Origin of the sequence: Streptomyces sp. NPDC091279 (assembly GCF_044757465.1) — a bacterium.
In the GTDB taxonomy this organism is placed as follows: domain Bacteria; phylum Actinomycetota; class Actinomycetes; order Streptomycetales; family Streptomycetaceae; genus Streptomyces.
Genome location: NZ_JBIVVA010000003.1, coordinates 640,903 through 666,397, shown reverse-complemented (window position 1 = coordinate 666,397; position 25,495 = coordinate 640,903). Strand labels below are relative to the sequence as shown.

19 protein-coding genes, 2 tRNA genes, 1 pseudogene and 1 CRISPR repeat array are annotated in these 25,495 nt (G+C 69.0%); of the genes and pseudogenes, 9 read left to right on the top strand and 13 right to left on the bottom strand.

Translation table 11 applies throughout. The features are described 5' to 3' along the window. Window positions 1-271: 271 nt before the first annotated feature. From gyrB to ACIQOU_RS09900, 4 genes are all read left to right on the top strand, one after another. The gene (gene gyrB, locus ACIQOU_RS09915) at window positions 272-2,359 is read left to right on the top strand and encodes a DNA topoisomerase (ATP-hydrolyzing) subunit B (protein WP_401535629.1); all 2,088 of its coding nucleotides are present in this window, start codon (window positions 272-274) and stop codon (window positions 2,357-2,359) included. A gap of 42 nt (window positions 2,360-2,401) precedes the next feature. Continuing rightward, complete coding sequence (gyrA, locus tag ACIQOU_RS09910; RefSeq protein ID WP_401535628.1) at window positions 2,402-4,993, top strand: DNA gyrase subunit A; 2,592 nt, start codon at window positions 2,402-2,404, stop codon at window positions 4,991-4,993. An 18-nt stretch (window positions 4,994-5,011) separates the two neighbouring features. Beyond that, the gene (locus ACIQOU_RS09905; protein ID WP_401535627.1) at window positions 5,012-5,761 is read left to right on the top strand and encodes a DUF3566 domain-containing protein; all 750 of its coding nucleotides are present in this window, start codon (window positions 5,012-5,014) and stop codon (window positions 5,759-5,761) included. Window positions 5,762-5,848: 87 nt separating this feature from the next. Beyond that, window positions 5,849-5,925: transfer RNA gene (locus ACIQOU_RS09900), tRNA-Ile, on the top strand. Between the two features lie 329 nt (window positions 5,926-6,254). Here the strand turns inward: ACIQOU_RS09900 and ACIQOU_RS09895 are convergent. Beyond that, window positions 6,255-6,608 (bottom strand): DUF6344 domain-containing protein, encoded by a 354-nt coding sequence (locus tag ACIQOU_RS09895; protein WP_401535626.1) that lies wholly within the window; start codon window positions 6,606-6,608, stop codon window positions 6,255-6,257. Window positions 6,609-6,935: 327 nt separating this feature from the next. Between ACIQOU_RS09895 and ACIQOU_RS09890 the strand changes: the two genes are divergently transcribed. Together ACIQOU_RS09890 and ACIQOU_RS09885 are read left to right on the top strand one after the other, a co-directional pair. Continuing rightward, window positions 6,936-7,064 carry a DLW-39 family protein gene (locus ACIQOU_RS09890; RefSeq protein WP_003999697.1) on the top strand — a complete coding sequence of 43 codons (129 nt, stop codon included), beginning with the start codon at window positions 6,936-6,938 and terminating at the stop codon, window positions 7,062-7,064. Window positions 7,065-7,285: 221 nt separating this feature from the next. Beyond that, on the top strand, window positions 7,286-8,515 hold the full coding sequence (locus ACIQOU_RS09885; protein WP_401535823.1) for a hypothetical protein: 1,230 nt from the start codon (window positions 7,286-7,288) through the stop codon (window positions 8,513-8,515). Window positions 8,516-8,537: 22 nt separating this feature from the next. On the opposite strand, the gene ACIQOU_RS09880 is transcribed toward ACIQOU_RS09885, so the two are convergent. Together ACIQOU_RS09880 and ACIQOU_RS09875 are read right to left on the bottom strand one after the other, a co-directional pair. Further along, window positions 8,538-9,797, bottom strand: coding sequence for a serine/threonine-protein kinase (locus ACIQOU_RS09880; protein WP_401535625.1), 1,260 nt, complete (start codon window positions 9,795-9,797; stop codon window positions 8,538-8,540). A gap of 174 nt (window positions 9,798-9,971) precedes the next feature. Further along, complete coding sequence (locus tag ACIQOU_RS09875; RefSeq protein ID WP_401535624.1) at window positions 9,972-10,520, bottom strand: helix-turn-helix domain-containing protein; 549 nt, start codon at window positions 10,518-10,520, stop codon at window positions 9,972-9,974. 181 nt (window positions 10,521-10,701) lie between these two features. On the opposite strand from ACIQOU_RS09875, the gene ACIQOU_RS09870 reads away from it, so the two are divergent. The 3 genes from ACIQOU_RS09870 to ACIQOU_RS09860 all read left to right on the top strand — a co-directional run bounded on the left by ACIQOU_RS09870 (window position 10,702) and on the right by ACIQOU_RS09860 (window position 12,695). Next, window positions 10,702-10,774 (top strand) — tRNA-Ala (locus ACIQOU_RS09870). Window positions 10,775-11,228: 454 nt separating this feature from the next. Next, a complete protein-coding gene (locus ACIQOU_RS09865; RefSeq protein ID WP_401535622.1) occupies window positions 11,229-11,438 on the top strand; it encodes a hypothetical protein in 210 nt (69 codons plus the stop codon). 192 nt (window positions 11,439-11,630) lie between these two features. After that, window positions 11,631-12,695 carry a hypothetical protein gene (locus tag ACIQOU_RS09860; RefSeq protein WP_401535827.1) on the top strand — a complete coding sequence of 355 codons (1,065 nt, stop codon included), beginning with the start codon at window positions 11,631-11,633 and terminating at the stop codon, window positions 12,693-12,695. Between the two features lie 339 nt (window positions 12,696-13,034). On the opposite strand, the pseudogene ACIQOU_RS09855 reads toward ACIQOU_RS09860, so the two are convergent. From ACIQOU_RS09855 to ACIQOU_RS09810, 10 genes and pseudogenes are all read right to left on the bottom strand, one after another. Continuing rightward, window positions 13,035-13,412 (bottom strand): annotated as a pseudogene (locus tag ACIQOU_RS09855) (amidohydrolase family protein); the annotation flags it as partial. Between the two features lie 130 nt (window positions 13,413-13,542). Next, on the bottom strand, window positions 13,543-13,824 hold the full coding sequence (locus ACIQOU_RS09850; RefSeq protein WP_401535621.1) for a hypothetical protein: 282 nt from the start codon (window positions 13,822-13,824) through the stop codon (window positions 13,543-13,545). A gap of 868 nt (window positions 13,825-14,692) precedes the next feature. Next, window positions 14,693-14,906: direct repeats of the CRISPR family, unit length 31 nt; unit sequence GGGGACCACCCCCGCAGGTGCGGGGATCACG. A gap of 109 nt (window positions 14,907-15,015) precedes the next feature. Beyond that, window positions 15,016-15,378, bottom strand: a complete 363-nt coding sequence (gene cas2e, locus ACIQOU_RS09845; RefSeq protein ID WP_401535619.1) for a type I-E CRISPR-associated endoribonuclease Cas2e — start codon at window positions 15,376-15,378, stop codon at window positions 15,016-15,018. Then, entirely contained in the window at window positions 15,375-16,379 is a 1,005-nt protein-coding gene (gene cas1e / locus ACIQOU_RS09840; protein ID WP_401535618.1) for a type I-E CRISPR-associated endonuclease Cas1e, read from the bottom strand. The genes cas2e and cas1e overlap by 4 nt, the downstream gene beginning before the upstream one ends. Beyond that, entirely contained in the window at window positions 16,376-17,101 is a 726-nt protein-coding gene (gene cas6e, locus ACIQOU_RS09835; protein ID WP_401535617.1) for a type I-E CRISPR-associated protein Cas6/Cse3/CasE, read from the bottom strand. Before cas6e ends, cas1e begins: the two co-directional genes overlap by 4 nt. Then, window positions 17,101-17,862 carry a type I-E CRISPR-associated protein Cas5/CasD gene (gene cas5e / locus ACIQOU_RS09830; protein WP_401535616.1) on the bottom strand — a complete coding sequence of 254 codons (762 nt, stop codon included), beginning with the start codon at window positions 17,860-17,862 and terminating at the stop codon, window positions 17,101-17,103. The genes cas6e and cas5e overlap by 1 nt, the downstream gene beginning before the upstream one ends. Next, entirely contained in the window at window positions 17,859-19,082 is a 1,224-nt protein-coding gene (gene cas7e, locus ACIQOU_RS09825) for a type I-E CRISPR-associated protein Cas7/Cse4/CasC (RefSeq protein ID WP_401535615.1), read from the bottom strand. Before cas7e ends, cas5e begins: the two co-directional genes overlap by 4 nt. A gap of 39 nt (window positions 19,083-19,121) precedes the next feature. After that, on the bottom strand, window positions 19,122-19,940 hold the full coding sequence (gene casB, locus ACIQOU_RS09820; RefSeq protein WP_401535614.1) for a type I-E CRISPR-associated protein Cse2/CasB: 819 nt from the start codon (window positions 19,938-19,940) through the stop codon (window positions 19,122-19,124). After that, the gene (casA, locus tag ACIQOU_RS09815) at window positions 19,937-24,709 is read right to left on the bottom strand and encodes a type I-E CRISPR-associated protein Cse1/CasA (protein ID WP_401535613.1); all 4,773 of its coding nucleotides are present in this window, start codon (window positions 24,707-24,709) and stop codon (window positions 19,937-19,939) included. The genes casB and casA overlap by 4 nt, the downstream gene beginning before the upstream one ends. 117 nt (window positions 24,710-24,826) lie before the next feature. After that, window positions 24,827-25,018, bottom strand: a complete 192-nt coding sequence (locus tag ACIQOU_RS09810) for a hypothetical protein (RefSeq protein WP_401535612.1) — start codon at window positions 25,016-25,018, stop codon at window positions 24,827-24,829. Window positions 25,019-25,495 lie beyond the last annotated feature (477 nt).

Here is a 25,495-nt window from a genome sequence, read left to right as displayed (position 1 = left end):
AGCCATGGGTTGACAGCCGGAAGCGCTGAGTGCCTCCGTGAGCCTCTTGGAGCCCCGCTCCCCATATGGGGACCCGGAAGAGACCGGTTGAGGGCGGCACATGAGGACTCAGGTACCCGCAAACCCCCATCACTGTCGGCGCTACCGGTAGACTGGAAGCCAATCCCGCCCCATTCGTGGGGACCGCCGGGACAAGCTGAGCAACGCTGATCAAGGCTTACCAACGCAACATGCCGCAGCCGCTCCGGCAACCTGCCGACGAGCCCGGCTCGTGCTGTGCCAGAAAGGGCGCTTCGTGGCCGATTCCGGCAACCCCAACGAGAACATCCCGTCCACCGACGATGCCGGCGCGAGCGCCGCGGTGACCCCGCACTCCAGCGAGGTCACCGCTTCGTACGACGCCAGCGCGATCACCGTCCTCGAAGGGCTGGACGCGGTCCGCAAGCGACCCGGTATGTACATCGGTTCGACCGGCGAGCGCGGTCTGCACCACCTCGTGTACGAGGTCGTGGACAACTCCGTCGACGAGGCGCTGGCCGGACACGCGGACACGATCGACGTGACGATCCTGGCCGACGGCGGCGTCCGCGTCGTCGACAACGGCCGTGGCATCCCGGTCGGCATCGTGCCGTCCGAGGGCAAGCCGGCCCTTGAGGTCGTGCTGACGGTGCTGCACGCGGGCGGCAAGTTCGGCGGCGGCGGCTACGCGGTCTCCGGCGGCCTGCACGGCGTCGGCGTGTCGGTGGTGAACGCGCTGTCGGCCAAGGTGTCGGTGGAGGTGCGCACCGACGGCCACCGCTGGACGCAGGAGTACAAGCTCGGCGTGCCGACGGCGCCGCTGGCGAAGCACGAGGCGATCTCCGAGACGGGCACGTCGGTCACGTTCTGGGCCGACGGGGACATCTTCGAGACGACCGAGTACTCGTTCGAGACCCTGTCGCGCCGCTTCCAGGAGATGGCGTTCCTCAACAAGGGTCTGACGATCAAGCTCACGGACGAGCGGGACTCGGCGCGGGCGACGGCCGGGGCGGACGAGGCGGGTACGGACGCCAAGGACGAGGTCAAGACCGTCACGTACCACTACGAGGGCGGCATCGTCGACTTCGTGAAGTACCTCAACTCCCGCAAGGGCGAGGCGGTCCACCCGACCGTCATCGACCTGGAGGCGGAGGACCGGGACAAGAGTCTGTCCCTTGAGGTCGCCATGCAGTGGAACAGTGGTTACAGCGAGGGCGTGTACTCCTTCGCCAACATCATCCACACGCATGAGGGCGGTACCCACGAGGAGGGTTTCCGCTCCGCGTTGACGAACCTGATCAACAAGTACGCGCGCGACAAGAAGCTGCTGCGCGAGAAGGACGACAACCTCACGGGTGACGACATCCGCGAGGGTCTGACGGCGATCATCTCGGTGAAGCTGAGCGAGCCGCAGTTCGAGGGGCAGACGAAGACCAAGCTGGGCAACACGGAGGCGAAGACCTTCGTCCAGAAGGCCGTCTATGAGCACCTGAACGACTGGCTGGACCGCAACCCGGTGGAGGCCGCGGACATCGTCCGCAAGGGCATCCAGGCGGCCACCGCGCGCGTGGCGGCGCGTAAGGCGCGGGACCTGACGCGTCGCAAGGGGCTGCTGGAGTCGGCGTCGCTGCCGGGCAAGCTGTCCGACTGCCAGTCGAACGACCCGACCAAGTGCGAGATCTTCATCGTCGAGGGTGACTCCGCCGGCGGTTCGGCCAAGTCGGGCCGCAACCCGCAGTACCAGGCGATCCTCCCGATCCGGGGCAAGATCCTCAACGTCGAGAAGGCCAGGATCGACAAGATCCTCCAGAACCAGGAGATCCAGGCGCTGATCTCCGCGTTCGGCACGGGCGTGCACGAGGACTTCGACATCGAGAAGCTCCGCTATCACAAGATCATCCTGATGGCGGACGCCGACGTCGACGGGCAGCACATCAGCACCCTGCTGCTGACCTTCCTGTTCCGCTTCATGCGGCCGCTGGTCGAGGCCGGGCACGTGTTCCTGTCGCGTCCCCCGCTGTACAAGATCAAGTGGGGCCGTGACGACTTCGAGTACGCGTACTCGGACCGGGAGCGCGACGCCCTGATCGAGCTGGGCCGGCAGAACGGCAAGCGGATCAAGGAAGACTCGATCCAGCGCTTCAAGGGTCTCGGCGAGATGAACGCCGAGGAGCTGCGCGTGACGACCATGGACCAGGAGCACCGCGTGCTCGGCCAGGTCACCCTGGACGACGCCGCGCAGGCCGACGACCTGTTCTCGGTTCTCATGGGCGAGGACGTCGAGGCGCGCCGCCAGTTCATCCAGCGCAACGCCAAGGACGTCCGCTTCCTCGACATCTGAGTCGGTCTCAGCTGACCGCGTCAGAAAGGATCTTCACCAGCAATGGCCGACGAGAACACTCCCCCTGCGTCTGATGAGGGCGTCATCGCCCAGCGTGTCGAGCCCGTCGGGCTTGAGACGGAGATGCAGCGCTCCTACCTCGACTACGCGATGTCCGTCATCGTGTCGCGCGCGCTGCCCGACGTCCGTGACGGCCTCAAGCCCGTCCACCGCCGCGTCCTGTACGCGATGTACGACGGCGGCTACCGGCCCGAGAAGGGCTTCTACAAGTGCGCCCGTGTCGTCGGCGACGTCATGGGCAACTACCACCCGCACGGCGACTCCTCGATCTACGACGCGCTGGTCCGCCTCGCGCAGCCGTGGTCGATGCGGATGCCGCTGGTGGACTCCAACGGCAACTTCGGCTCCCCGGGCAACGACCCGGCCGCGGCCATGCGTTACACCGAGTGCAAGATGGCGCCGCTGTCGATGGAGATGGTCCGTGACATCGACGAGGAGACCGTCGACTTCACGGACAACTACGACGGCCGTTCGCAGGAGCCGACGGTTCTGCCGTCGCGGTTCCCGAACCTGCTGATCAACGGCTCGGCGGGTATCGCCGTCGGTATGGCGACGAACATTCCGCCGCACAACCTGCGCGAGGTCGCCGCCGGTGCCCAGTGGTGCCTGGAGAACCCCGAGGCCGACCCGGACGAACTGCTCGACGCGCTGATCGAGCGGATCAAGGGCCCCGACTTCCCGACCGGCGCGCTCGTCGTGGGCCGCAAGGGCATCGAGGAGGCCTACCGCACGGGCCGCGGCTCCATCACGATGCGCGCGGTCGTCGAGGTCGAGGAGATCCAGAACCGCCAGTGCCTGGTGGTCACGGAGCTGCCGTACCAGACCAACCCCGACAACCTCGCGCAGAAGATCGCCGACCTGGTGAAGGACGGCAAGGTCGGCGGCATCGCGGACGTCCGCGACGAGACGTCGTCCCGGACCGGCCAGCGTCTGGTCATCGTCCTGAAGCGGGACGCGGTCGCCAAGGTCGTCCTGAACAACCTGTACAAGCACACCGACCTCCAGTCGAACTTCAGCGCCAACATGCTGGCCCTGGTCGACGGGGTGCCGCGCACGCTGTCCCTGGACGCGTTCATCCGGCACTGGGTGGCCCACCAGATCGAGGTCATCGTCCGCCGGACGCGCTTCAGGCTGCGCAAGGCCGAGGAGCGGGCGCACATCCTGCGCGGCCTCCTGAAGGCCCTGGACGCCATCGACGAGGTCATCGCGCTCATCCGGCGCAGCGACACCGTCGACATCGCGCGCACGGGCCTGATGGGCCTCCTGGAGATCGACGAGATCCAGGCGAACGCCATCCTGGAGATGCAGCTGCGCCGGCTGGCCGCCCTGGAGCGCCAGAAGATCATCCAGGAGCACGACGAACTCCAGGCGAAGATCACCGAGTACAACGCGATCCTGGCCTCGCCGGTCCGCCAGCGCGGCATCGTGAGCGAGGAACTGGCCGCGCTCGTCGAGAAGTTCGGCGACGACCGCAAGACGATGCTGGTGCCCTTCGACGGTGACATGTCCATCGAGGACCTGATCGCCGAGGAGGACATCGTCGTCACCGTCTCGCGCGGCGGCTACGTCAAGCGGACCAAGACGGTCGACTACCGGGCCCAGAAGCGTGGCGGCAAGGGGGTGCGCGGGACGAAGCTGAAGGAGGACGACATCGTCGACCACTTCTTCGTCTCCACCACGCACCACTGGCTGCTGTTCTTCACCAACAAGGGCCGCGTCTACCGCGCGAAGGCGTACGAACTGCCGGACGCCAGCCGGGAGGCGCGCGGCCAGCACGTCGCGAACCTGCTCGCCTTCCAGCCGGACGAGGCGATCGCCGAGATCCTCGCGATCCGCGACTACGAGGCCGCGCCCTATCTGGTGCTCGCCACCAAGGGCGGTCTGGTGAAGAAGACGCCTCTGAAGGATTACGATTCGCCGCGTTCCGGCGGTGTCATCGCGATCAATCTGAGGGAGCGTGAGGACGGTTCCGACGACGAACTGATCGGCGCCGAACTCGTCTCGTCCGACGACGATCTGCTTCTGATCAGCAAGAAGGCGCAGTCGATCAGGTTCACCGCCACGGACGACACGCTGCGTCCCATGGGCCGTGCCACCTCGGGTGTCAAGGGCATGAGTTTCCGCGAGGGCGACGAACTCCTGTCGATGAATGTTGTTCGACCCGGTACGTTCGTGTTCACTGCCACAGACGGCGGGTACGCGAAGCGCACCGGCGTCGACGAGTACCGCGTCCAGGGCCGCGGCGGCCTCGGTATCAAGGCCGCCAAGATCGTGGAGGACCGCGGATCGCTCGTCGGGGCGTTGGTCGTCGAGGAGACGGACGAGATCCTCGCGATCACGCTGTCCGGCGGTGTGATTCGTACGCGAGTCAACGAGGTCAGGGAGACGGGCCGTGACACCATGGGCGTCCAACTGATCAACCTGGGCAAGCGCGATGCCGTCGTCGGTATCGCACGTAACGCCGAGGCGGGGCGCGAGGCGGAAGAGGTCGACGGTGACATCGCCGTCGACGAGACCGCCGGGGACGTCGCGACCACCGGTACGGACGAGGGCGAGGCGCCCTCCGTCGAGTAGCACGAGGAGAGAGTCATCGTGAGCGGAGCCACGGGCGCCGGTTCGGCCGGAAGTACCTCCACGGGTACGGACACGGACGGCGGCGGCCGTGGCTCCGCCGCGCGTGAGGCGGACCCGCACACCACGCAACTGCGCAAGATCGACGTGGCGGCGGAGGAGTCGCGGGCGTCCGGGGGCAAGGCGGCCAAGACGCCCCAGCCGGCCCAGGGGGCAGGCGCGGACACGCTGGACCCGACGTCCCCTCCGGCCAACGGCTCCAAGTCCTCGCCGCTGCCGGGCGAACGGCAGCCGCAGCAGCCGTCGGGCCCCTACCACCCGCCGCAGGCCTACGAGGCCCAGGACGGGTCGACGACGGGCTCGGTGCGCCGGCCGCGGACCGGGGCGCGGACCACGCCGCGCATCCGCAAGGCGCGGCTGCGGGTGGCGAAGGCCGACCCGTGGTCGGTGATGAAGGTCAGCTTCCTGCTCTCCATCGCGCTGGGCATCTGCACGATCGTCGCGTCCGCGGTGCTGTGGATGGTCATGGACGCGATGGGCGTGTTCTCGACCGTCGGCGGCACGATCTCGGAGGCGACCGGCTCGAACGAGTCGAACGGCTTCGACCTCCAGTCGTTCCTGTCGCTGCCGCACGTCCTGATGTTCGCGTCGATCATCGCGGTCATCGACGTCGTCCTCGCGACCGCGCTGGCGACGCTGGGCGCGTTCATCTACAACCTCGCCGCGGGCTTCGTCGGCGGCATCGAGCTGACGCTCGCCGAGGACGAGTGACGGCGGCGAGAACCGATTTTGGGACTGCCCACGTCGTGCGCTAATCTTCAGGAGTCAGCGCGCGGGACATACACCGCAGAGCGCGGCGGGGCTATAGCTCAGTTGGTTAGAGCGCATCCCTGATAAGGATGAGGCCACAGGTTCAAATCCTGTTAGCCCCACCAGCGAGAAGGCCCCCGGTCCGGGATGGATCGGGGGCCTTTTGTATGCGTGCGCGGTGTGCGCTGCGGGGTCAAGTGGGCCTGGGGTGGCTGGAGTTCGGTGCTTGGAGGGGTGGGGCTCGGGTTCGTGGTGCTGGTGGGTGGCGTCAGTGGGGAGGGCGCTGCCCGGGGTGAGGCTCGGGGTGTTCTGGGTGTGGGCGAGGGGGCTGTCGGGCTCGGTGGGGTGGGCATGGGGAAACCCCCGATCCGTTTACTGGGCCGGGGGTTTGTCGTGCAGGCGGTTTTGTGTACGCAAGGTCGCCTTGGCGTCGGGGCCGGGGTGGTGCGGTGGGTCAGGGCTGGAGCGAGGGGGCGCAGTCGGGAGGTGACTGGAGAGGGACCTCGGGTTCCGTCGCCGCGGTGTCGGCGAGGGGGCGTTGGCGGCAGCTGGGGGAGTTGCCGTGGGCCTCGGCCCGGATGCGCTGTTTCATCGTCGGGGGCAACGACTTGGCGTGGGACCAGGACCAGAGGGGCGCTGTCGGCGTCGTCGCCGTCACGTGGGTCGCGTGGGTCGTGCTGTTGCGGGACTGCTCGGCGGAGGGTACGGCCGCGGCGGCGGTCGTCGTGATGAGTCCGAGCGTCGTGCACAGCGCGAGGAAGGCGGTGACGATCGCGGTCCACAGCTTCAAGACCTGGTTCCGGGCCATGGCCCCTCACTTTCGGGTCGGGCGATTTGCGTACTTTCCTCATGATGTGTATGTCGGCGCCGAAAGCACGGATCTCCGCTCGTGGCGCGTCGATGTTCAGATGAACACCACCCTTTTGGCGGCAAAGAGCCTGGAAAGTGGTGAAGAGCGCGCAAAGTCACTGTCCGTACGGATGTGATCACCCTCCGATCGGAGCGGTCGGTGGGGGCCCTACTGCGTTCCAGCGGTGGGGAGTTGGGGGTCCTGGCAGGTCACCGATCGGTATCGGCCGGTGTGTATAGTCGGGCGCCAGAGGTCCCCTACGTCAAAGAAAGACGAGGTCGCGCGGTGAAGAAGCTTCTCCTGGTCGCACTGGCCGCCATCGGCGGGCTCCTCGTGTACCGCCAGATCCAGGCGGATCGAGCCGAGCAGGACCTGTGGACGGAGGCGACCGACTCCGTGCCCACGGGTTCCTGAAGAACGACACGAACGACGAGCGATACCGAGCAGACCCCGGCCGCCCCGCGGTCGGGGTTTTGTGTTGCCGCGCCGCCGATCCGCGGATGACGTCCCGTCCGGCGGGGCAGGATGTGCCACGGCCTTGCGGAGAGCGCGAACGACGGACCAGGGGGCGTGGGATGGGGCGGCGGCGTACGGCACGCGCGCGTGGGGCGGCCGTTGGAGTGGCGGTGCTGGGCATGCTCGCGGGGCTGTCGGTGGGGCCGGCCGTCGCCGCGCCGTCCGGCTACGACTACGCGTTCGCCGCGGGCGCCAGGGCCGTCGACGGCGCCTCGGACACCGCCGACGCCCCGCTCCTCGCACCCGGCGGGACCTACCGCGACGCCCTCCCCCGGGGCGCCGAGCGGTACTACCGCCTCGACCTCGACGCCTCCTCGAACGCCTACGTCTCTGTCACCGCCGTGCCGCCCGCCGACAGCGCGCTCACCGTCTCCGAGGGCATCAGGGTGTCCGTGCAGAGCGCCGACGGGCACTCCTGTTCCTTCGAGAACGCCGCTTTCGGCGCGGCCCACAGCCCGCACCCCGTCACCGCGTGGGGCGCCCGCACGGTCACCCCGGTCAACCGCGCCTGCGAAGGCGCCGGCGCCTATTACGTCGTTGTCGAACGTGTCGGAACGGCGGACGCGTCGCGCGGCGACTGGCAGCTGGAGCTGACCTCCGCCACCGAACCCGCGCTGAAGGCGGCCGGCGCGACGAAGGCGCCGGACGTCTGGGACTCCGCCTCCCCCGCCCCCGCCGTCGGCGAGCCGCGCAGGCGTGCGGGGGGCGCCGGGTTCGAGCGGGCCACGCCGATCGGTGCGGGCGTGTGGCGCACCGACATCGCGCCCGGGCAGACCCTCTATTACCGGGTGCCGGTCGGCTGGGGGCAGCAGCCGCACGCCTCCGTCGAGCTGGGCAGCTCGGGCACCGACTCCGGCTACACGCTCGCCGCCCTCGAACTGGGGCTGTACAACCCGGTGCGCGCGGACGTCCAGAAGGTCAGCGCCGGATACGCCGGGAGCCAGCGGAACCTCGCGCTCGCCGCCGTCGCGCCGGTCGACTACGCGAACCGGTTCGCCGGGAGCGAGCAGGTGAACGGGATGCGGTTCGCCGGGGGCTACTACCTCGTCGTGCATCTCGCGGCCCGGGTGGCCGACGAGTTCGGTGCCGGGCCGTACGGGCTGACGCTGCATGTGAGCGTCGAGGGCGCCGAACGGGACGGGCCCGGATACGCCGGGCAGTCCGTGCCGCGCGACCTCTTCCAGGTCACCGCCGACCAGCGGCGCGGCGCCGCCGAGGGCACGGCCGCGCCGGACGACACCGTGATGCGCGTGCTCGCGGTGGGCGGCATCGGCGGCGGGACGGCTGTTCTGGTGGTGCTGGGGGCGTGGACGGCGGTGGGACGGCGGCGGTCGGCGGGGGCGGTGTGACGCCGGGGGCGCGGGGCGACGTTCAGAGGTGGGTCAGGGCCCAGATGCCAACGGCGTAGCAGGCCAGTGCCAGGAGTAAGAGGGGGACGGCGGCCTTGGCGGGCGGGCCGTGGCGGCGGGCGCGGTGGCTTCGGCGCGGGGTGTCCGTGGTGGGGGGCGGGGCTGTGGCGGTGTAGGACGCGGTGGGGGCGTCGGGGTGGTGGTAGGGGAGCGCCGGGGGGAGGGGCTGGGCCGGCGGCGCGGGGGGCGTCGGCCGTGGGGGTGGCAGGTGGAAGCTGCCGGTGTCCGACATGGGCAGGTCAGGCGGGGGCGTGTCCGGCATCGGGAGGGGGGACGGGGGTGCGCCGGGGACCTCGTTGTCGTTCTTCCGGGTGGGTGGGTTCTTGAGGCCCGCCGCTCGGTTCAAGGGGCCCTGGGCGGTGAATCCCCTGGGCAGCGGGCCGAGTTGGTCGAAGATCTCGATCAGTTCGTCGTCGGGGCCGGGGGCCGGGAGGAGTTCGGTGGCCGCGGCGAGGGCCTTGCGCGCCCCGGTGGCCGTGCGGAAGCGGGCGTGCGGGTCGGGTTGCAGCAACGACGCCACGACCTGCCAGAGCGGCTCGGGGATGCCCTTGGGGGCGCCCGGGGTGCCGTGCGTGAGGAAGTGCTGCACGAGTGCCTTGGCGTCCGGCTTGGCGCCCTCCAGGAGGTACAGCGCGACCAGGCCGACGGCGAACAGGTCGGCCGGGAAGTCGGGTTCGCCGCCCATCATCTGCTCGGGGGCGAGGTAACCCGGCGTGCCGACGACGAGGTTGGTCTCCGTCAGCCGCGGTTCGCCCATCCGCATCGCGATGCCGAAGTCGGACAGGCGCAGTCGTGGGCGGGCCGTGCCGGTGGCTTCGAGGAGGACGTTGGCGGGCTTGACGTCCCGGTGCACGACGCCTTCCGCGTGGACGGCGGACAGGCCCGCGAGGAGCTGGTCGAGGAGCGTGCACACGACACCGGGCGGCAGCGGACCGTAGTCCCCCACCAGGTGGACCAGCGAGCCGCCGGCGACCAGGTCCATGGTGAACAGGACCTGGTCGTCGTCGGCGGCCCAGCTGGCCGGAGCGAGCACATGAGGGTGGTCGATGCGCAGAGCCTGCTCGCGGACGAACCGCAGCAGCGAGTGCGCGTCCCGCTGCTGGAGCACCTTGGCGGCCACATAACGGCGCCGACGGTGGTCCCAGGCACGCCAGACGGCGCCTACCCCGCCCCGTCCGATCGGGTCGACCAGTTCGTACCGGCCGGCGAAGACCTCACCCATGACCGTGCGTCGCTCCTCCCCCTTCGGTTACCTCCTTGCTTCCCCCGCGACGGGCGAAACGACTCCCGTACGGCGGTGACAACGTGATGAGTGATACGTCCCCGTGGGCGCCCCCGCGCCCTTCTCGCCCGTGCCCCGGTCGCCGAACCCCCTTCGGCGACCGGACCCCGGACGTTAGTTCTGGTGGGACTGGTAGTGCGCGACGGCGTCCGAGGTGCGGCCGGCGCCGTAGACCCGGAGGAACTCGGCGAGTTCCGGGTGGGCCGGGGCGAGTGTGTCCGCCGCGTCGATGATGTCGCCCGCGGCGGCCACCGACCGCAGCAGCGACTGGATCTCGCGGACCACCCGCTTGACCGTCGGAGCACCTGAACTGCTCGTCGTGGTCGTGGTGTTGCTCAGCACCGAGCCTCCTTGCGACTTCTTGATCTCGTCCATGCGGTCGGTGGCCTCGGCCGCGCTGACGCTGCCGTCCGCGACCTGCCCCGCCAGGTCCTGGAGCAGCTGCACCCGCTGTACGACGGCCGGGTTGCCGATCTTCGCGCGCTGACCGCTCATCAGCTGTGACAGCATCGGAGCGGACAGACCCAACACCCCCGCGAGACGAGCCTGGTTGAGACCAAGATCGTCGATGAGCTTACGGAAGAGCGCCCCCAGTGGCTCTCCGTACCAGTTCCGCTGCAGTTCCCGCGCTCTTGCGGTCGCTTCCTGCTGTGCGGCGTCCATTGCGTCTCCCCATCGCTTCCCCAAGTACTGTGGTTCGCTGCCGCGAACCACGCCGAGCATCTTACGGAGCGTGGTCGTGCGCGGGGAGCCCCAATGCTTTTGCGAGATCCCCCAGTGGACCCGGTAGTCTTGTCCTCGGTGTTCACCGGCGGGTTCCCTCCCGGGGTGGACGCTGTGGCTCGGGGCCTTAGCTCAGTTGGTAGAGCGCTGTCTTTGCATGGCAGATGTCAGGGGTTCGACTCCCCTAGGCTCCACATCAATAGAGGTCCCCTGACCAGCGGAAACGCTGGTCAGGGGACCTCTCTGCGTTGATAACGTCACCGCCGTGTCAACGCCGATCTGTCATACGGTCCCCGCACGGCATCCATCAAGAAGCGTGGCAAAAGGGGCGAGACGGCGAGCTTCACCGTGCTGGGCGGGCCGACGGGGCGCGGAACACCAGCAGAAGCCAGAGGTCTTCGACGACGAGACAGCGGCTGAGCGCCTCCGGGACCTGGCGAACGGAGACCGGCAACGGTGGCCACCCGGGGTGGGTGCGAGGGCACGGGTTCGCCGCCGACTTGCGCAGGCCGGAACCAATGTTTGAGCGCTTTGCGCCGACCCGCATTGAACGGCTGACGGGCATCCAGGGGGATACCCGGACGAAGTGCAGAAGCTGGTGAGGGAGGCGCCCTCGACGCCAACGTGCTGCACGTCGCCGTACCGGGCATGAACCTCGATCTCCAGCTCAGCGCGGCCCAGTTGCTGCGGATCGTAGCCGTGTATTGCCTGGCGCCGGCTGCCGAGCAGCGGGGGTGGAGCAGCGCCGTCTTCCTGGCGAACGTGCCTGGTCGTCCGGCGCCTCGTGGAGGCTTCACCTGCGTGCACGCCCAGCAACTCCGCGAGCTGCTCGGCGTCGTTGTCGAACAGTGCTTCTAGCAGGAAGTGGTGCCTCCGGTACCAGATCGGCAGTGATCCGTCCCTGGTGATGACCCCGGGAAGGCGTGCGCCGGTGTGGTGATCCGGTCGGGTGATGCGCGGGATGGATCGCGAGTTTCCTGCGGCTTGTCTCCCGCCCGTTTCGCGTCGTCGCGGATAGCCCTGCGGTACTCGAAGCGAACGGAGCGATCGGTGAAGCGATCACACAGGCTGGCCATGGGACTCGCGGCGATGTCGGGTGCGGCGGTGATGACGGTGCCTCTGGGCTCTCCGGCCGGGGCCGCGCCCGCGGCTCACGGTCATCTGGTCGTCCTGGTCAAGGACGGTAAGAAGCAGTGGACGGTGCCTGCGGGGGTGGATCACATCGTCGTCTATCTCTGGGGCGCCGGAGGTGGGGGCGCGAGCGCCGGGAGCCAGGGAGGCGGCGGTGGCGGGGAGCGCGGCAGCAGGACTCTCTTCTCCGGCTCCGGAGCCGGCGTGAACGGCGGGATCGGCGGGGGTGGCAGCGGCGGTGGCGCAGGCGGGGGCGCGGCCTTCCAGCGCTGCTATCTGAAGGTGACACCCGGCCAGGTGTTCACCGCCACAGCGGGTAAGGGCGGTACGGGCGGTGCCGCCGTGGCGGGAGGAGCCGGCGGCTCCATCGGCGGCAACTACTGGGGCGCCGACGGCAAAGCAGGCAGCAAGGGCAAGCCCGGCAAGGAAGGCGGGGCGGGGGGCCAGAGCGTGCTGAACAAGGCGACCGGTTCTGCCGCGACCGTCGTGGCCGCGACGGCCGGCGGCAAGGGCGGCAAGCCCGGCCAGCCCGGAACCGGCGGCGGAGGCGGCGACAGCAGCGGCACCAAGCAGGGGCAGCCGGCTACCACCGTGGGCAAGGGAGGCGGAGGTGCGCCCGCACCCGCCAACTGCGTGGACGGAACGAGTTCCAAGTATGCCGCGGGAGGCAAGGAGGGCTTCCCCGGAACTCCCGGAAAGCCCGTCATCAGGCCGGGAATCGGTGACGGCGGTGACGGCGGTGCGGGCGGCAAGCGCGGCCACTACCGTCTCACGCTGGGTGAAAAGGCGAAGATGTCCCTCGCGGGTGGGGTGAAGCTGTGGTCGATCACCAGGGTCGGCATCGGCGGCGACGGCGGGACGTCCTTCTACGAGAGCAACGGAGGACTGGGCGGCGGCGCTGACGACCCCACCAAGGGAAGGACCGGCGGCCAGGGCGGCAGGGGATACCCGGGAGCCAACGGGGAGGTCGTCATCAGCTGGTAACCCCGCCCACCAGCCGGGCACAGCAACACCGGGCATCCGGCGGCCCACAGCCGCCGGATGCCCGCCGGGCCTGATCCAGCGCGCGTAATCGGCCTCCTCGGGCGTGCCCCGTGGGGCCGCTACGCCGGTGTCTTCGGGATCGCACGACGGGGGTTGAAGCCGGTCAGGGCATAGGGAGACGCAGGAACAGGGGCGCTGGACAGCGGCTTCTACTCGGCCGCCGAGTGGGGGTTGTTGCGCAGACCGGCGGCGAACACGGTCCGGACGTTCTTCAGGGCGTTGAGGTCCGTGAGCGGGTCCGTCGACGACGAGGAGGTCCGCGCGGTAGCCGGGGGCGATCCGTCCCGTGGTGGAGCCCAGTCCCAGCGCTGTTGCCGCTTCGGATGTGGCCATGCCGATGATCGAGGTGTTGTCCAGGCCCAGGTGGGAGTAGAACGACAGGGCCGGGACCAGGCCGTCGAAGCCCGCGCGTTGCACGCCGGCGTCGGTTCCGGCTACCAGGTGTACGCCTGCGTCGGCCATCTGCCGGACCAGGTCGAACATCGCGGCGGCGCGTTCCTCGCCGAAGAAGCGGGGCAGTGTCTGCCAGTGCGGGCTGACCGCCGGGCAGACGGAGATGCCCAGGTCGATGATCTGTTCCACCACCTCGGGCCGGAAGGCGAGGCCACCGTCGGTCATCCACGTGCAGTGCTCGATCGTGTCGACCCCGGCTTCCACGACCGTGGTGATGCCGTCGGCGCCGTGCGCGTGGGCCGCGACGGGACGCCTGCTGTGTGGACTTCGTCCACCAGAGCTGCCAGTTCCTCTGCGGTGAACTGGGACTGGTGGCTCTTGGGGCCGTCCTTTGTCAGGCCGCCGCCGGTGACATGGCCTTGATGACCCCGGCCCCCGCTGCGCGGTCGCGGCGGACGAGGTCGCGGATCTCGGCTTCGCCGGAGACCTCGCCGCCGAGGAAGTGGCAGCGCCCGCCCACGGTGGTCGCGGGCGTGCCCGCGGACACGATCGTCGGGCCCGGCGTCCGGCGGTCGCTGACCTCCGCAGCCAGGCGAAGCGCCGGCCCGCCGTGGTCACCGAGGTCACGAGCCGTGGTGACACCGCTGTGCAGGAGCTGCTCGGCACGGTGGCGCATGTCTATCCAGCAGGGCTTCGTCCGTCGAGTTCTGGAGGGTGGACAGCGGATCGGGGTCGCCGTCGAAGACGAGGTGGACGTGCGCGTCGATCAGGCCCGGCAGAACGGTTCCGCCGAACGCGAACCGGGGAACGTTGGCGGCGGCCTGTGCCTCGATCTCCTGACGTGGCCCGACAGCAGACCTCTTCCGACTGCCCGACTCCGGTCTTCTGCGCGGCCCGCTCGTTCTCCGCGACGAGGATGTGACCCACCTCGTGGAGAACGATGTGATCTTGATGGAGGCGGCTCGTCTCCTGCTGGTACAGGATCACGTCGAAGCCTCGTACTCGACCCACATCCCCGAGGGCCCCGGCTTCGGCAGGGGAGCCTCCCGCAGGTACAGGGGGCGCCCGCGCCGTCGGCTGAGCGCCTGGCAGAGTTCTTCGACGTCGAGCGGGGGAGTACGCCCCCCCAGGTCTTGCAGCTCACGCCGTATCAGACGGTGCAGATCCTTCTCCACGGTCCGGTTGGCGGCTGTGCGCCGGCGTCCGAGGCGCCCACGGCCGGTTCTACCTTGCGCGGGAACCGTCGGCTCCGTCGCGTCTCGGTCACTCTTCTCTGACCACACTGAATAGTTCCTCCAACCGGCAAGTGATGGCTCCCCGAGCCGGGGCGGTATCGCGCCCGTATCGATGTCGTCCGGTTCCCGATGCCGGAAGCGACTGCGGTGGGGCACGCCTGCGGGCAGGCGGCCCGGGCCGCGGCATAGGGTCAGCAACCGGAGTTGGCATCGGTGTCCTGGCGGAGGCGTGTGTCGACCCAGATAGCTACTCAGCCGTGAGTTTCCTCGGGCTCGGCGATCGAAGTGGCTCTAGTGCGAGACCTCCAGGATGCGGGGCCCCGCAGGTGCGGGGATCACGGGCGACAACCCTAATTTCCGGGTGATCAACGGGGACCACCCCCGCAGGTGCGGGGATCACGCCGCCCTTTCGGAGATCGCGGAGGCCCGGTGGGGACCACCCCCGCAGGTGCGGGGATCACGACCGCCATCCTCTAAAAACACGCAACCAGAAGGGACCACCCCCGCAGGTGCGGGGATCACAGGCCGTGGGCTGGGTCTTTTTTGGGGAGTGGGTGGATTTTGCTTACTTCTTGGGAAACGGATATATCGCCTACTCGGGGTGGGTGAAGTGGACGCAAGCGGAACAGCGCTTACCGGTTTCCGAAGTTCCGTCTCTTGGCTGCCTTGCTCCAACCCTGGCGCGGTGGGTTCGGAGACGTGGCTCTGGTGGACGGTGCTTGCTGGGACGGGCGGTGGAGGAGGACGAGGCCCTCGTGGTCCTTCGGGCGCCAGGCGTGTTCATGGGTGGCGAAGGTGAAGCCTTGCTCGTTGTCGGTCTGGTAGGCGAGGAGGGCTCGGCCTTTGCCGCGGTACTGGCGGACTTCCTCCCAGAGGATGTCGCGTACCCGGGCGGTGGGGGAGCCGAGGAAGACACCGGGGGAGATTTCCAGGAGCCAGCGGGTGAGGAACCCTCGAAGGCCGGCGGGGCAGTTGGCGAGGACGATGACCGTCACCAGATGGGCTCCTCCCAGGTGGGGTTCTCCGCGGTCAGGTTCTCCGCGGACGGGCTCTCTGGCGGGGCGTGGCCGTAATTGCGTCCGCCGGCGACCAGCAGATCGCCGTCCGACTGGAGGCTCACACTGTCTGCCGTGTCCTGCGGTGGCTCGGTGGTGTGGTGGGCGAGGAGGCCCTTGATGTCCTGGACGCAGCGGTCCAGCAGGCTGGTGGCGTTGATGCGGTCCCTGAGAGCACGTCGGGTGCGGGTGGCGACGTCCTGCTCGTCGTGGGCGGCTGCGTCGAAAGCGGCCGGGATGGCGATGTCGGTCTTGTAGAGGTCGGCGACATCGAGGACGAAGGAGCGTTCGTGCCCTGAGTGCACGAAGCCGAGTCCGGGAGCACAGCCGAGTGCCGCCACCACGGCGTGGGCGATGCCGTACATGCACTGGGCGGCGGCGGTGACGGCTTGGTTGGCGGGGTCACCGGCGTCGAAGTCGCCGTGGTGGTAGTCGCGTCGGCGCCAGGGGACCCCGGTGCGGGCTGATTCGCGTTGGTAGCACTCCTTGACCCGGCGGCCTTCCATGCTGAGCAGTTGCTGCCGGGTTCGGGTCGAGGGGTCGTCGCCGGGGAAGCGGAGCCGGTACATGGCGCGGGCGACATCGAGGCGGGTACGGCGGTTGGCCCAGGCCGTGGCCTGTGCCTCGACGAGATGGCTGGAGCGGGTGAGAGCGCGGCCTCCGGCGTAGAAGCGCACGCCGTGCTCGCCGACCCAGGTCACGCCTGCTCCGCACTCCCCGAGGACGGACATGGCCTGGTGGGTGATGCGGGTGCCGGGGCCCAGGAGGAGTGTCCCGATGGTTGCGGAGGGGATGTGCGTGACGCCGTCCGCGTCCGTGGCCGTGATCGCGTTGTCCTCGCGGTGGACGGTGCAGCGTTCCAGGTAGATGAAGGAGACGCGGTCTCCGACCCGGGTGAGTTCCCTGGGCGTGGCGGTGCTGCGTCGGCCGATGGTGCTCATGAGGGCTGGAGGGGGGCGAGGGTCATCAGGCCGCACCCGTAGGCCTTGGCTTTGCCCAGTCCGTTGGTGAGGGTGCGGCGAAAGGCTTTGGTGTCGGTGACGCGCAGTCGGCCGTCGAAGGTGACCCGGGTGAAGCGGACCGGCTTGCGGTCGGCGGTCGCTGAGCCGCTCTTGTGGAACTGCAAGGGGTACCGGTCGTGCACGATCACTTCGTGCTGGTTGCCGTGCTCGGTCAGCCGGCGTTCGGCGGGAGTCTCCACCACCTCGAAGCCCGCGCGTTCCTGCCGTTGGAGCAGCCAGCCGATCTGGTGGCGGGGGGTGACGTGCGCGGCCCGCTTCGTCGGGGTGTCCCTGGAATCCTCCGGCCTGCGGATGTTGCGCACCGGGTTGGCGGTGAGCCGGAAACCCCAGGTGCTGCCCGGTGCGATGTGGTCGAGGAACTCGTCGTAGGCGAAGGTCGTCCAGCCGGGTTCCGGCAGGCCGGGCCACCCCGCTTCCTCGACGAGGTGGGTCAGGTCGGGTCGTTCGGGGCTGACGATGAGCAGGTCGGCGCGGCCTGCGGCGGCCGGGTCCACCCGCCACAGCACGCGCGGCTCGATCCCGTCCCGGGCCGGCGGTTCGGGGAAGGCCATGTTCACGGCGCCGTGCATGAAGTTCGGCGAGCCGAGCAGCCGACGCGCGCCGGCCCGTGCGGTGTTGATACGGAAGCGGGTCAGGTACATCAGCTGGTCCTCGGGGCGGGCGTGATGCTTCTGGGAGGGGCGAGGGGGCGTAGGACGGTGGTCGGGTCGTGGGACGGCGGGGCGGCTTCCGACGCGGGAGCCGGTACGTCGACATGGCCGGTGATGACGCCGCGCAGCGCGTACTGCCGGTGCCTGGGGTCGAAGCTCACCGGGGTGTCCCGTAGGGACAGATGCGGTACGTCGGCCGGAGGGCAGTCGATCAGCAGATCCAGCGCCGTCGGTCCGCCGTCCCTGCCGCGTCGAGCACGCCGTCGATACCAGTGGGACGCCTGCCAGGGAGCGGTGCGCAGCGCCTCCTCCAGGTCCGTGTCCGGCAGCGGCTGACCCAGGTCGAGGGGGCGTGAGGGGGGACAGGAACGTCGGCCGAGGTACGGCAGGAAGCGGGGTGCGCATACGGCGTTGTACAGGCTCCACAGCAGTGCGTGATCGCCCTCGACGCCGGCCACGAACACGGCGTCGGCGAGATAGAACCGTTGGGACAGTGGCATGGACTTGCCGGTGTCGGCGTGGTGGGCGGTGTGGAAGTCCCGCATCCTGGAACCGGGTTGATCGATCCGTACGCCGAACCGCAGCGCGGCCAGGTCGGAGAGGTCCGCTCCGCGGGGGCGGCCCTCGGCGGAGGCGAGCAGGCCGAGCACGCCGCTCTTGGTGGGGGCGTTCTCGGTGCTGCGGCGGGCGAAGCGGGCTGACGAACCCCAGGACTGGAGGGGGCCGGCGAGCCGCAGCAGTAGCACGGTCATGCGCTTGCTCCGGGTGCCAGCCGCTGTGCCACCGCCGCACGTACTTCTCGCAGCAGAACGTCCAGGGAGACCTGTCGGCCGAGGGAAGCGAGCGCCTCGGTCTCGTTGCCGACGCGGAAGACCCAGGCGTGTGCCTCGGGCGTCTCGATGCCGTACTGCCTCTCCAAGTTCTCTACGTGTTCGGCGAGTTGGTGACAGCTCTGCCGGAGGTATCCGCCCTTCGATCCCTGCGGCACGGGTTCCTCGAATGCGCTGACGAAGCTCACCGGCCGTCGGTCACGCAGCTTCACGATCACGGCGGAGGGCAGGGTGTGGTTGCCGAAGGTGTTGATCTTTCCGGTCGGAAGGGAGGTGATGAACGCATCCAGGAATGCGACGACCGCCTTCTCCACAGGGGTGCTCGGCGTCTCGTTCTCCCGGAGTCCGAGACCGAGGTTGCGCTGCAACTCGTCGACGTCCACGGCCGCGTAGCGGTACAGGGTCGCGGAGTTGAAGTCGATGGTGCCGATCATTCCGGCGCCGGACTCGTCATCTCTGCTGAGGTCGTCCACCGCCGTGTAGTAGTCCGACTCGATATCCGACTTATGGACGCTGATGGCGTGGGCCACCTGCGTCGCGGCCTCCACATTGAGGTCGGCGGAATCGGCGACCATGCGTCCGAAGAGCGCGATGTCCACCGAGTGGCGGGCGTCCACGGCTTGCCTGGCCAGGGACTTGTTGTCCTTCAGATAGTTCTTGAGGACTTTGAGGTCACCCTCCGGACCGCTGTGCTCGATCGCGAGGTCGGCGAGAGCATCCAACTGCCGCCTGCTCAGGAACATCAGATACGAGGAGACCGGCGCCGCGGTCGACTCCTCGCCGTCCTTCGCCTTCCGCTTCGGGGCATCGATCTTGGAGCCGGTCGCCGCCCTCAACGTTTCGGCGGCCAACAGGGTGGCGACGGACAACTCCATTGCCTTCAAAGAATTCGAGGACTTGCTTTTGGCGATGATCCGCTCCGCCAGCTCCGCGGTGAGCTTCTTGGACCGGACGCCGAGTTCCTCGGGAGGCAGCAGTTCGTTGAACGCATTTCGGGTCGCACGTTTCCATGCCTGGCTCGATACCCGTGCTCGCCGAACGCCGCCGTAGTAAGCCGATTTCGGCGTTCCCGTGTCGTCGCGGTTCAGGTTGCTGGGCGGGACCACCTGGAGGATATGAACATCGAGGATGGTGCGGGTCACCGTGATTCCGTTCTTCTCGGTCAACTATGTCTGCTTGGGTCACTCGCCCGCGTCGTCGGCCACGGGGTCGCCGGGCGGTGCGGGCGGTTGGGGCTTGGCCTCGTCGTCATCCGATGCGGCCGCTCTGTACACGCGGTGGAATTCGCGCCCCCAGGCTCGTCGGACACCGGCCCGTTCCCCCTCGTCCTGCCAACGGTCGAGTTCGCCGGCGAGCCGCCCGTAGTCCAGAGGGATGCGCGCTTCTCGCAGCAGCAGCACCATCTCGCGCAGACGGCGGCCCAAGATGTCGATGTCGGAGGAAGTACCCAGGCGTACGAAGCGCTTTCGGATGGTGGGGCTGACGTCCTCGACCGCTCCCTGCTGTTCCCCCTCCCGCTGCTCTTCCTCAGCGGGCGCTTCGGGCTTCTCCTGCTTCGCCTGTTTGTCCTGGGCGAGCTGCCGTACGGCGCGGCCCAGTGACCAGCCGTGGACATGCATGGCTTCCTCGCGCAACGACTGCTGGTGGAGAGCCCACAGGGTCACGGCCAGGTGCACCGCCCGGTCCTCGCGCTCCACTTGCGCTTCGCGTTCATGCCGCTTGCGCGATACGAGGTAGCGCTCGGTGTCGTCGTTCTCCTCAGCCTGTTTCTCGCGGAGTCTGGTCAGTGCTTCCAGATCGTCGAGTCCCCAACTGGTGGGCGACGCGTGGGGCTCGCGGCCGGCTTCACGCCGTAGCCGCGCCACGGCGGCCACGGCGGCCACGTTGTCTCTGCGATAGCCGCCCTGCAACCGCAGCACCGTGGTTCGGGTGGCCTCTTCGACGAGGGAGACCCGCTCACGGTCGTCTCGGGAACCGGCCGCCTGAGTGGTCGTGCTCATGAAGCGCTCTCCGTACGCTCGGCGGAATGGGGTGGAGGACCCGGGGGAGTCGATGGGCCCAGGACCTTGTGGAGTCGCAGACGGAAGAAACGGTCGGCCCGGCCGGCATCCATCAGCCGGCTGCCGAGGCCGGGGAGATCGGTCAGCCGGCCCTCGTCAGCGGCGGGCCCGGCGGAGTCGAGGACCTGCTGACCGAGCCGCAGGACGTGACGGCGGACGGTGGCTCTCCACTCCCGGCGTGCCGTTTCCAGGTCGGGGAAGGAGAGCAGATCCCTCAGCCACGCCCGGTACGGCCCGTCCAAGGTGCCGAAACCCAGGTCACGGGCGGCCTCAAGGGGAGTCGTCGGATCGGTACCGGCGGCGCGGGCCAGATTGCCGGCGAGGTGGCCCAGGGCGGTGACGGCGTTCTCCGCGTCGCTCACGGCGTCGACGGCCGCCGCTCCGTAGAGCTGGTTCGTCTCGTGCAGGGTGATGATGGGCAGGACCACGGAGTCGTCCATGATCTCGTCCACCACCGACTGCTGGGTGCCGTACACCGCGCCCACCAGGCGGAGCCGCACGAGTGTGCCCGCATGGATCTCGCTCGTGGTGATCACCTTGGTGAACCAACGGGCGACCCCGGAGCGCAGGACACGGTCCGGTTCGCCGCGCCGGCCGCCGTCGGACGCCTGCCGACGAGCCGGGAGCAGCGTCTCCAGCCCCCGCCAGGCCGCTCTGCTCGGGTCGTGCCGCAACGGCGTGTAGACGCGCGAACGCCCCTGCTTCTTCTCTTGGGCCTCGCTGCGCCGCCAATGCGACATCGGCTCGCTCTTCCACGGGGCGGAGAGCACGAGTGGATCTCCGTAACCGAGGACCACGCCGGTCACGACCCCGGCCTCCGTGTGCAGTCGGAGGCGGCGGGACTGCCAGGTGTAGAGGTCCCGAAGACCGGCGGGACCTGATCGGCCGTCGGGGTTCTCGCGCTCGCCGGCCCCGAGAGGCTCCGGCCGCCGCCAGACCGGCAGGTCCTTCACTGTCCGGTCGTCGAAGCCGGCCTCCGGCTCCTCCAGGGCGATGAGGTTGAGCAGGAGCGTCTCCCGGAGGGTCGCGCCCTCGGCGAACACTCCGCCGAGATGACCCAGCGACCCCACCCCGAGCGGATAGACCTTCCCCGCCTTCGCCCGTACGTCACCCGCCATCGCGGACTTGATGCCGGACGTGTCGAAGGCGTGGGCGTGCACCAGCCAGCGGGCGGCCTCCGCGTACGTCAGCGCCTCGACGCCCGGACGGCGCATGGCGAAGAAGGGCTCGCCCACCGGGACGTCCGCGACGATCCGGCTGAGCGGCGCGACGTCGTTCTTCGCGGTGTGCAAGCCGGCAACCTGGTAGAAGGGTCGCTCAGGATCGAACAGGTCGAAGAGGGCCTGGTGGCGAGCGAGGTAGTCCGCCACGACGGCGAACGGATCGGCCGACAGCCACAGGTCCTCCCAGTCCTCCACCTCCGCCGGCCCGTCCAGTGCGTCGTAGAGGACGGCGAGCAACAGCCGCAACAGGGCGATCTCCTGCGTCGGTACGTCTCCCACCAGTCGGCGCAGAGAACCCGCCTGCCCGAAGAGTTCGAGGAGGGAGACCTGCGTGACCGTCCCGTCCGCGCGCTGGACGGGCAGCCACGGCTCGACGGCCAGGTTGAAGGACGGTGGCCCGGACGCCGCCGTGGGTTCCTCGCTCACCGCGCCTGCCTCCACCTCTCCTTCGGGCACCTGGCTGAGCCACTGGCCGCCCGAAGGGAGCACCTGCTCGTCGTACCCACCCTGTTCCCCCTCTGTCCTCGTCCGTCCGTCCGCGGGCTCGCCGTTCTCCCGCTCGGTCGAGGGGTGCGCGTCGGCGGACGTCACCCGTAGACCGTCCGCACGGCTGTAGGTGAGAACGAAGCCTGCCAGAGAGGTCTGACAATCCGGATCGAGAACGAGAATCAGCTCCCCAGCGAGCCAAGGACACTCCTTGACCTGCCAGGCTGGGACCAGAAACCGCTCCAATTCCGGAATAGTTCGATCGATCATGTACCGCTTGCTGAAGCGCCCCGGCAACGTGAGGGCACTGGCCGCCACCGCCTTGCACGCACGCTGACTCGGCATGAAGTCGACAGGCAGCTCCAGACCACCCCGTTTCCCGTCCCCGTCGTCGGTCAGCCACGGCACGGTCGTCAGTCGCCCGTCGGCCTGCCGTTGGACGACGAGAACCTCCAACGTGTCCTCGCTGTCCCGTACTTGCGCACGACCCTCGGGGCTGTCGTCCACGTCACCGGCGGCGGCCTCCTGCCACCCGTACAGCGGCCGACCCGCCCGTCGCGCCGAGTCCAGCAGAAAGGCCCCGGCCTTGTCCCGCTTCTCGTCCAGCAGCTGCCGGTGAGCGCCGTACGCCTCCTCCTGCCGTTGCTCCCACTGTGGGGGGACGACCTGTTCGTCACCGTAGACGGCCTGCACCAACGGGCTGATGAGGCCGGGGAGTTCCAGCGCCAGGCCGTCCAAGTGCGGGCCGAGCACGGCCAGCGAGCGCAGCAGGGGGTACTCGCTGCGGTAGACGGCGAGGGTCCCGGCCACCGGCTGTGGAGGAACGGCTTCCCAGTCCACGCCCGTGATCAGGCAGCGCGCCCGTGTCAGCCCTGGCGGCCGACGCCTGGTATGCCGGTGCAGTCGGCCCATCCGCTGCAACACCAGGTCCACCGGCGCCATATCGGTGACGAGCAGGTCGAAGTCCACGTCGAGCGACTGTTCGGCCACCTGGCTGGCTACCACGACATGCCGATACGGCCGTTGCTCTCCGTCCGGGCCGAACCGCCGCAGCAGGTCCGCGTCCTTGGCAGCCCGGTCCGCCGCGAGGAAACGGGAGTGGGCCACAGTGACCGCATCGTCGCCCAGCCGGGCCCGCAGCACATCGGCGGTCTCCAGTACTCGGTCGACCGTGTTCCGTACGACCAGCACGCAGCCGCCGTCGGCCAGTTCGTGTTCCAGGCGATCCGCCAGCGAGTCCAGGTCCTCGTCCACGCGCTCCACGGCCACGTCGACCTGGCGACCGGAGGCGGCGGGGGGACGCGCGGTGAGCACGGGTCGGCCGGGGGACGCGGCGGTGATCAACGGGTACGCGTCGGGGGCCGTTTCCACTCCGTCGTCCGAGGAACCTGTGTAAGCGGCGACGAGTGCTCGCCGACGATCAGACGGCAACGTCGCCGACAGGAGGACGACGGGCACTCGGTACGCCGCCAGCCACTCCAGCACACGGTCCAGATATCGACCCATGTAGGCGTCGTAGGCGTGGACTTCGTCGATCACGACGACTTTGCCCGCCACCGCCAGATGCCGCAGCATCAGGTGCCGGCTCTTCAGCCCGGCGAACAGCACCTGGTCGATGGTTCCCACCGCGAACGAGGCCAGCAGCTGCTTCTTACGGCCCCGCAGCCACTGATGGGCATGGAATCCGGCCGGCTTGGCATATCGGGTACTGATCTCTTCGTGCTCCCGGCCGTTCGGATCGACCGCGAGGATCGTTCGCCTGCCTTGACTCAGGAGGCCCGCCCATACGTCGTTGAGCGCGGCCTTGGCATGGGCGAGTACGACGGAATGCCGTCCCGTGTCTCGCTCGCCGGAGTGGGGGACGCACTCCAACCACTTCAGCAGTCGAGGGAACATGGCGTCCCCCGTCGCGCGCGTCGGCAACGCCAGCAGCACACCGCCCGCACCGGACCGCGCGGCAAGAATCTCCGCTGCGGCGAGCGCTGCCTCGGTCTTTCCCTCCCCCATCGGCGCCTCGATCACGAGCATGCCGGGCGCGGGCATTTCCCGGGCCATCCGGACGGCTTCGGCCTGGACCGGCCGGATGACCGCTTCCTTCAGGCGGGGGAAGCGCAGTCGGAACAACTCGTCGGCCGGTTGTCCGGGCTCCTGCGGTGCCCAAGGCGGAAGAAGGTCCAACCCGGCCCAGGCGGCGGCGAGTCGGCGCCGCTCCCCCACCGGCCCCACCGGCTTCCAGGTCTCGGGATCGTAGGGAAACAACTCGGGTGAACTGGCGATCCAGTCCGCGAGGATCACGACCGCTGTCAGCACGACCTGGGCCGGCTGCGGAAGCCGTACGTCACCCCACTCCGGCAGCCGATCGGTGACGCCCGCCGCGACGGCGCAGGCGTCCATCAACTCGAACTGGACTTCTCGCCAAACGGCTTCACTCGGCCCGGGATGCCGTACCAAATGCGGACGGAGCTGAAGATCATGGATCTGCTGATGTTCGGGAAACGTACCGTGATGGCCGCCCACCACCACGGCGAACTGCCCCGACACCCGCCCGCGCAGCCCGAACCGCTCTGCCATCCACTCCTGGAGCAGCAGTTGCCCGGCGAGACCGTGCGGCGCTAGGCGACGGTCCTGCCCGTACTCACTGGAGAGCGGCATCTGGAGCCCGGCGTCACGCATTCGGTCGGCGAGAGAATCTACTTGGCAGGCGAAGGCAGGAGATGCCTTGCCTATGTCATGGACCTGCGCAAGGAAGCGGGCGAGTTTACGGGCGTCGGCTTCTCCGGCGGGCAAGGCCTCCGCCACCAGGTCCCTGATCGAGCGGGGTACCCATTCCGCCCAGAGGCGATCGGCTGCCGCCCCACTGTCAGCCAGGTGTCGCCAAAGGGGTAGCCAGCCGCCCGACTTGGACTCGGACTTCGCCCAGGCCGATCTGGCGGAGGCGGACAGATTTCCCCATGGGAACGGGCTGTTCGAAGGATCTGCGTCCGTGGTCGCTTCAGACATGGCTCCCATTTCCTGTGCGCCGGGGCGGAGGCCCCTCTCGGGCGAGAGGAGCCTCCGGGGATGGGAAATGGGCGACCGGTCCAACCGCGGTTGAACGGCCGCCCAGAAGTGCGGAGTTCAGGCGAGGCGCCGCTTCAACGTCTTCGACTGGAGCGCCAGGACCACGATCACCACGACGGTCACCCACACCCACGGCGCATGCGCGGACGGGGTGGTCGGGCATGCGGCGATGACGGCTGCGAGCAGTGCGAGTACACCGGGTAACGGCGCCGGTTCGGGAGGTTGCGCTGCTGTGTTGTTCGGGCTCATCGGTAGGCTTCCCTTGTCTTGACGCCAGTTGAGACGGGCCGGACCTGCGCTGAACCTTTACCGAGGGGTGCGTAGGCCGGCCCATTTTGCTGCTGTGACCCAGATGGCTGGGTCGGTGACGTTACGTTACCAGCACTTCAGGCACCTCCGGACGCTCTTTCATGAAGAGGGTTGATGAGGAGATCCCCCAGTTGATCCATTGGCGGGTTCCTCAGAGGAGCAGAGAGCCACGCGATTTTTCCAACCCCGCGTGCGCGGGGACCACATCCTTGATGAGATTCCCCAGGGGCCACCCCCGCAGAGGCGGGGACCAGCGATTTCCTTGACGTCTGGGGTACGTCCCGCAGGGGATCACCGTCGGGAGCATGGTGACCACGGTACCGGTCGCGCGGCCAAGGTCAGGCTGCACCCGCTCCGATCCGGATCGCGATCGAGGCGGAGCTGGAGACAGAGGAACGTGGGCTGCGCGTTGCGCTC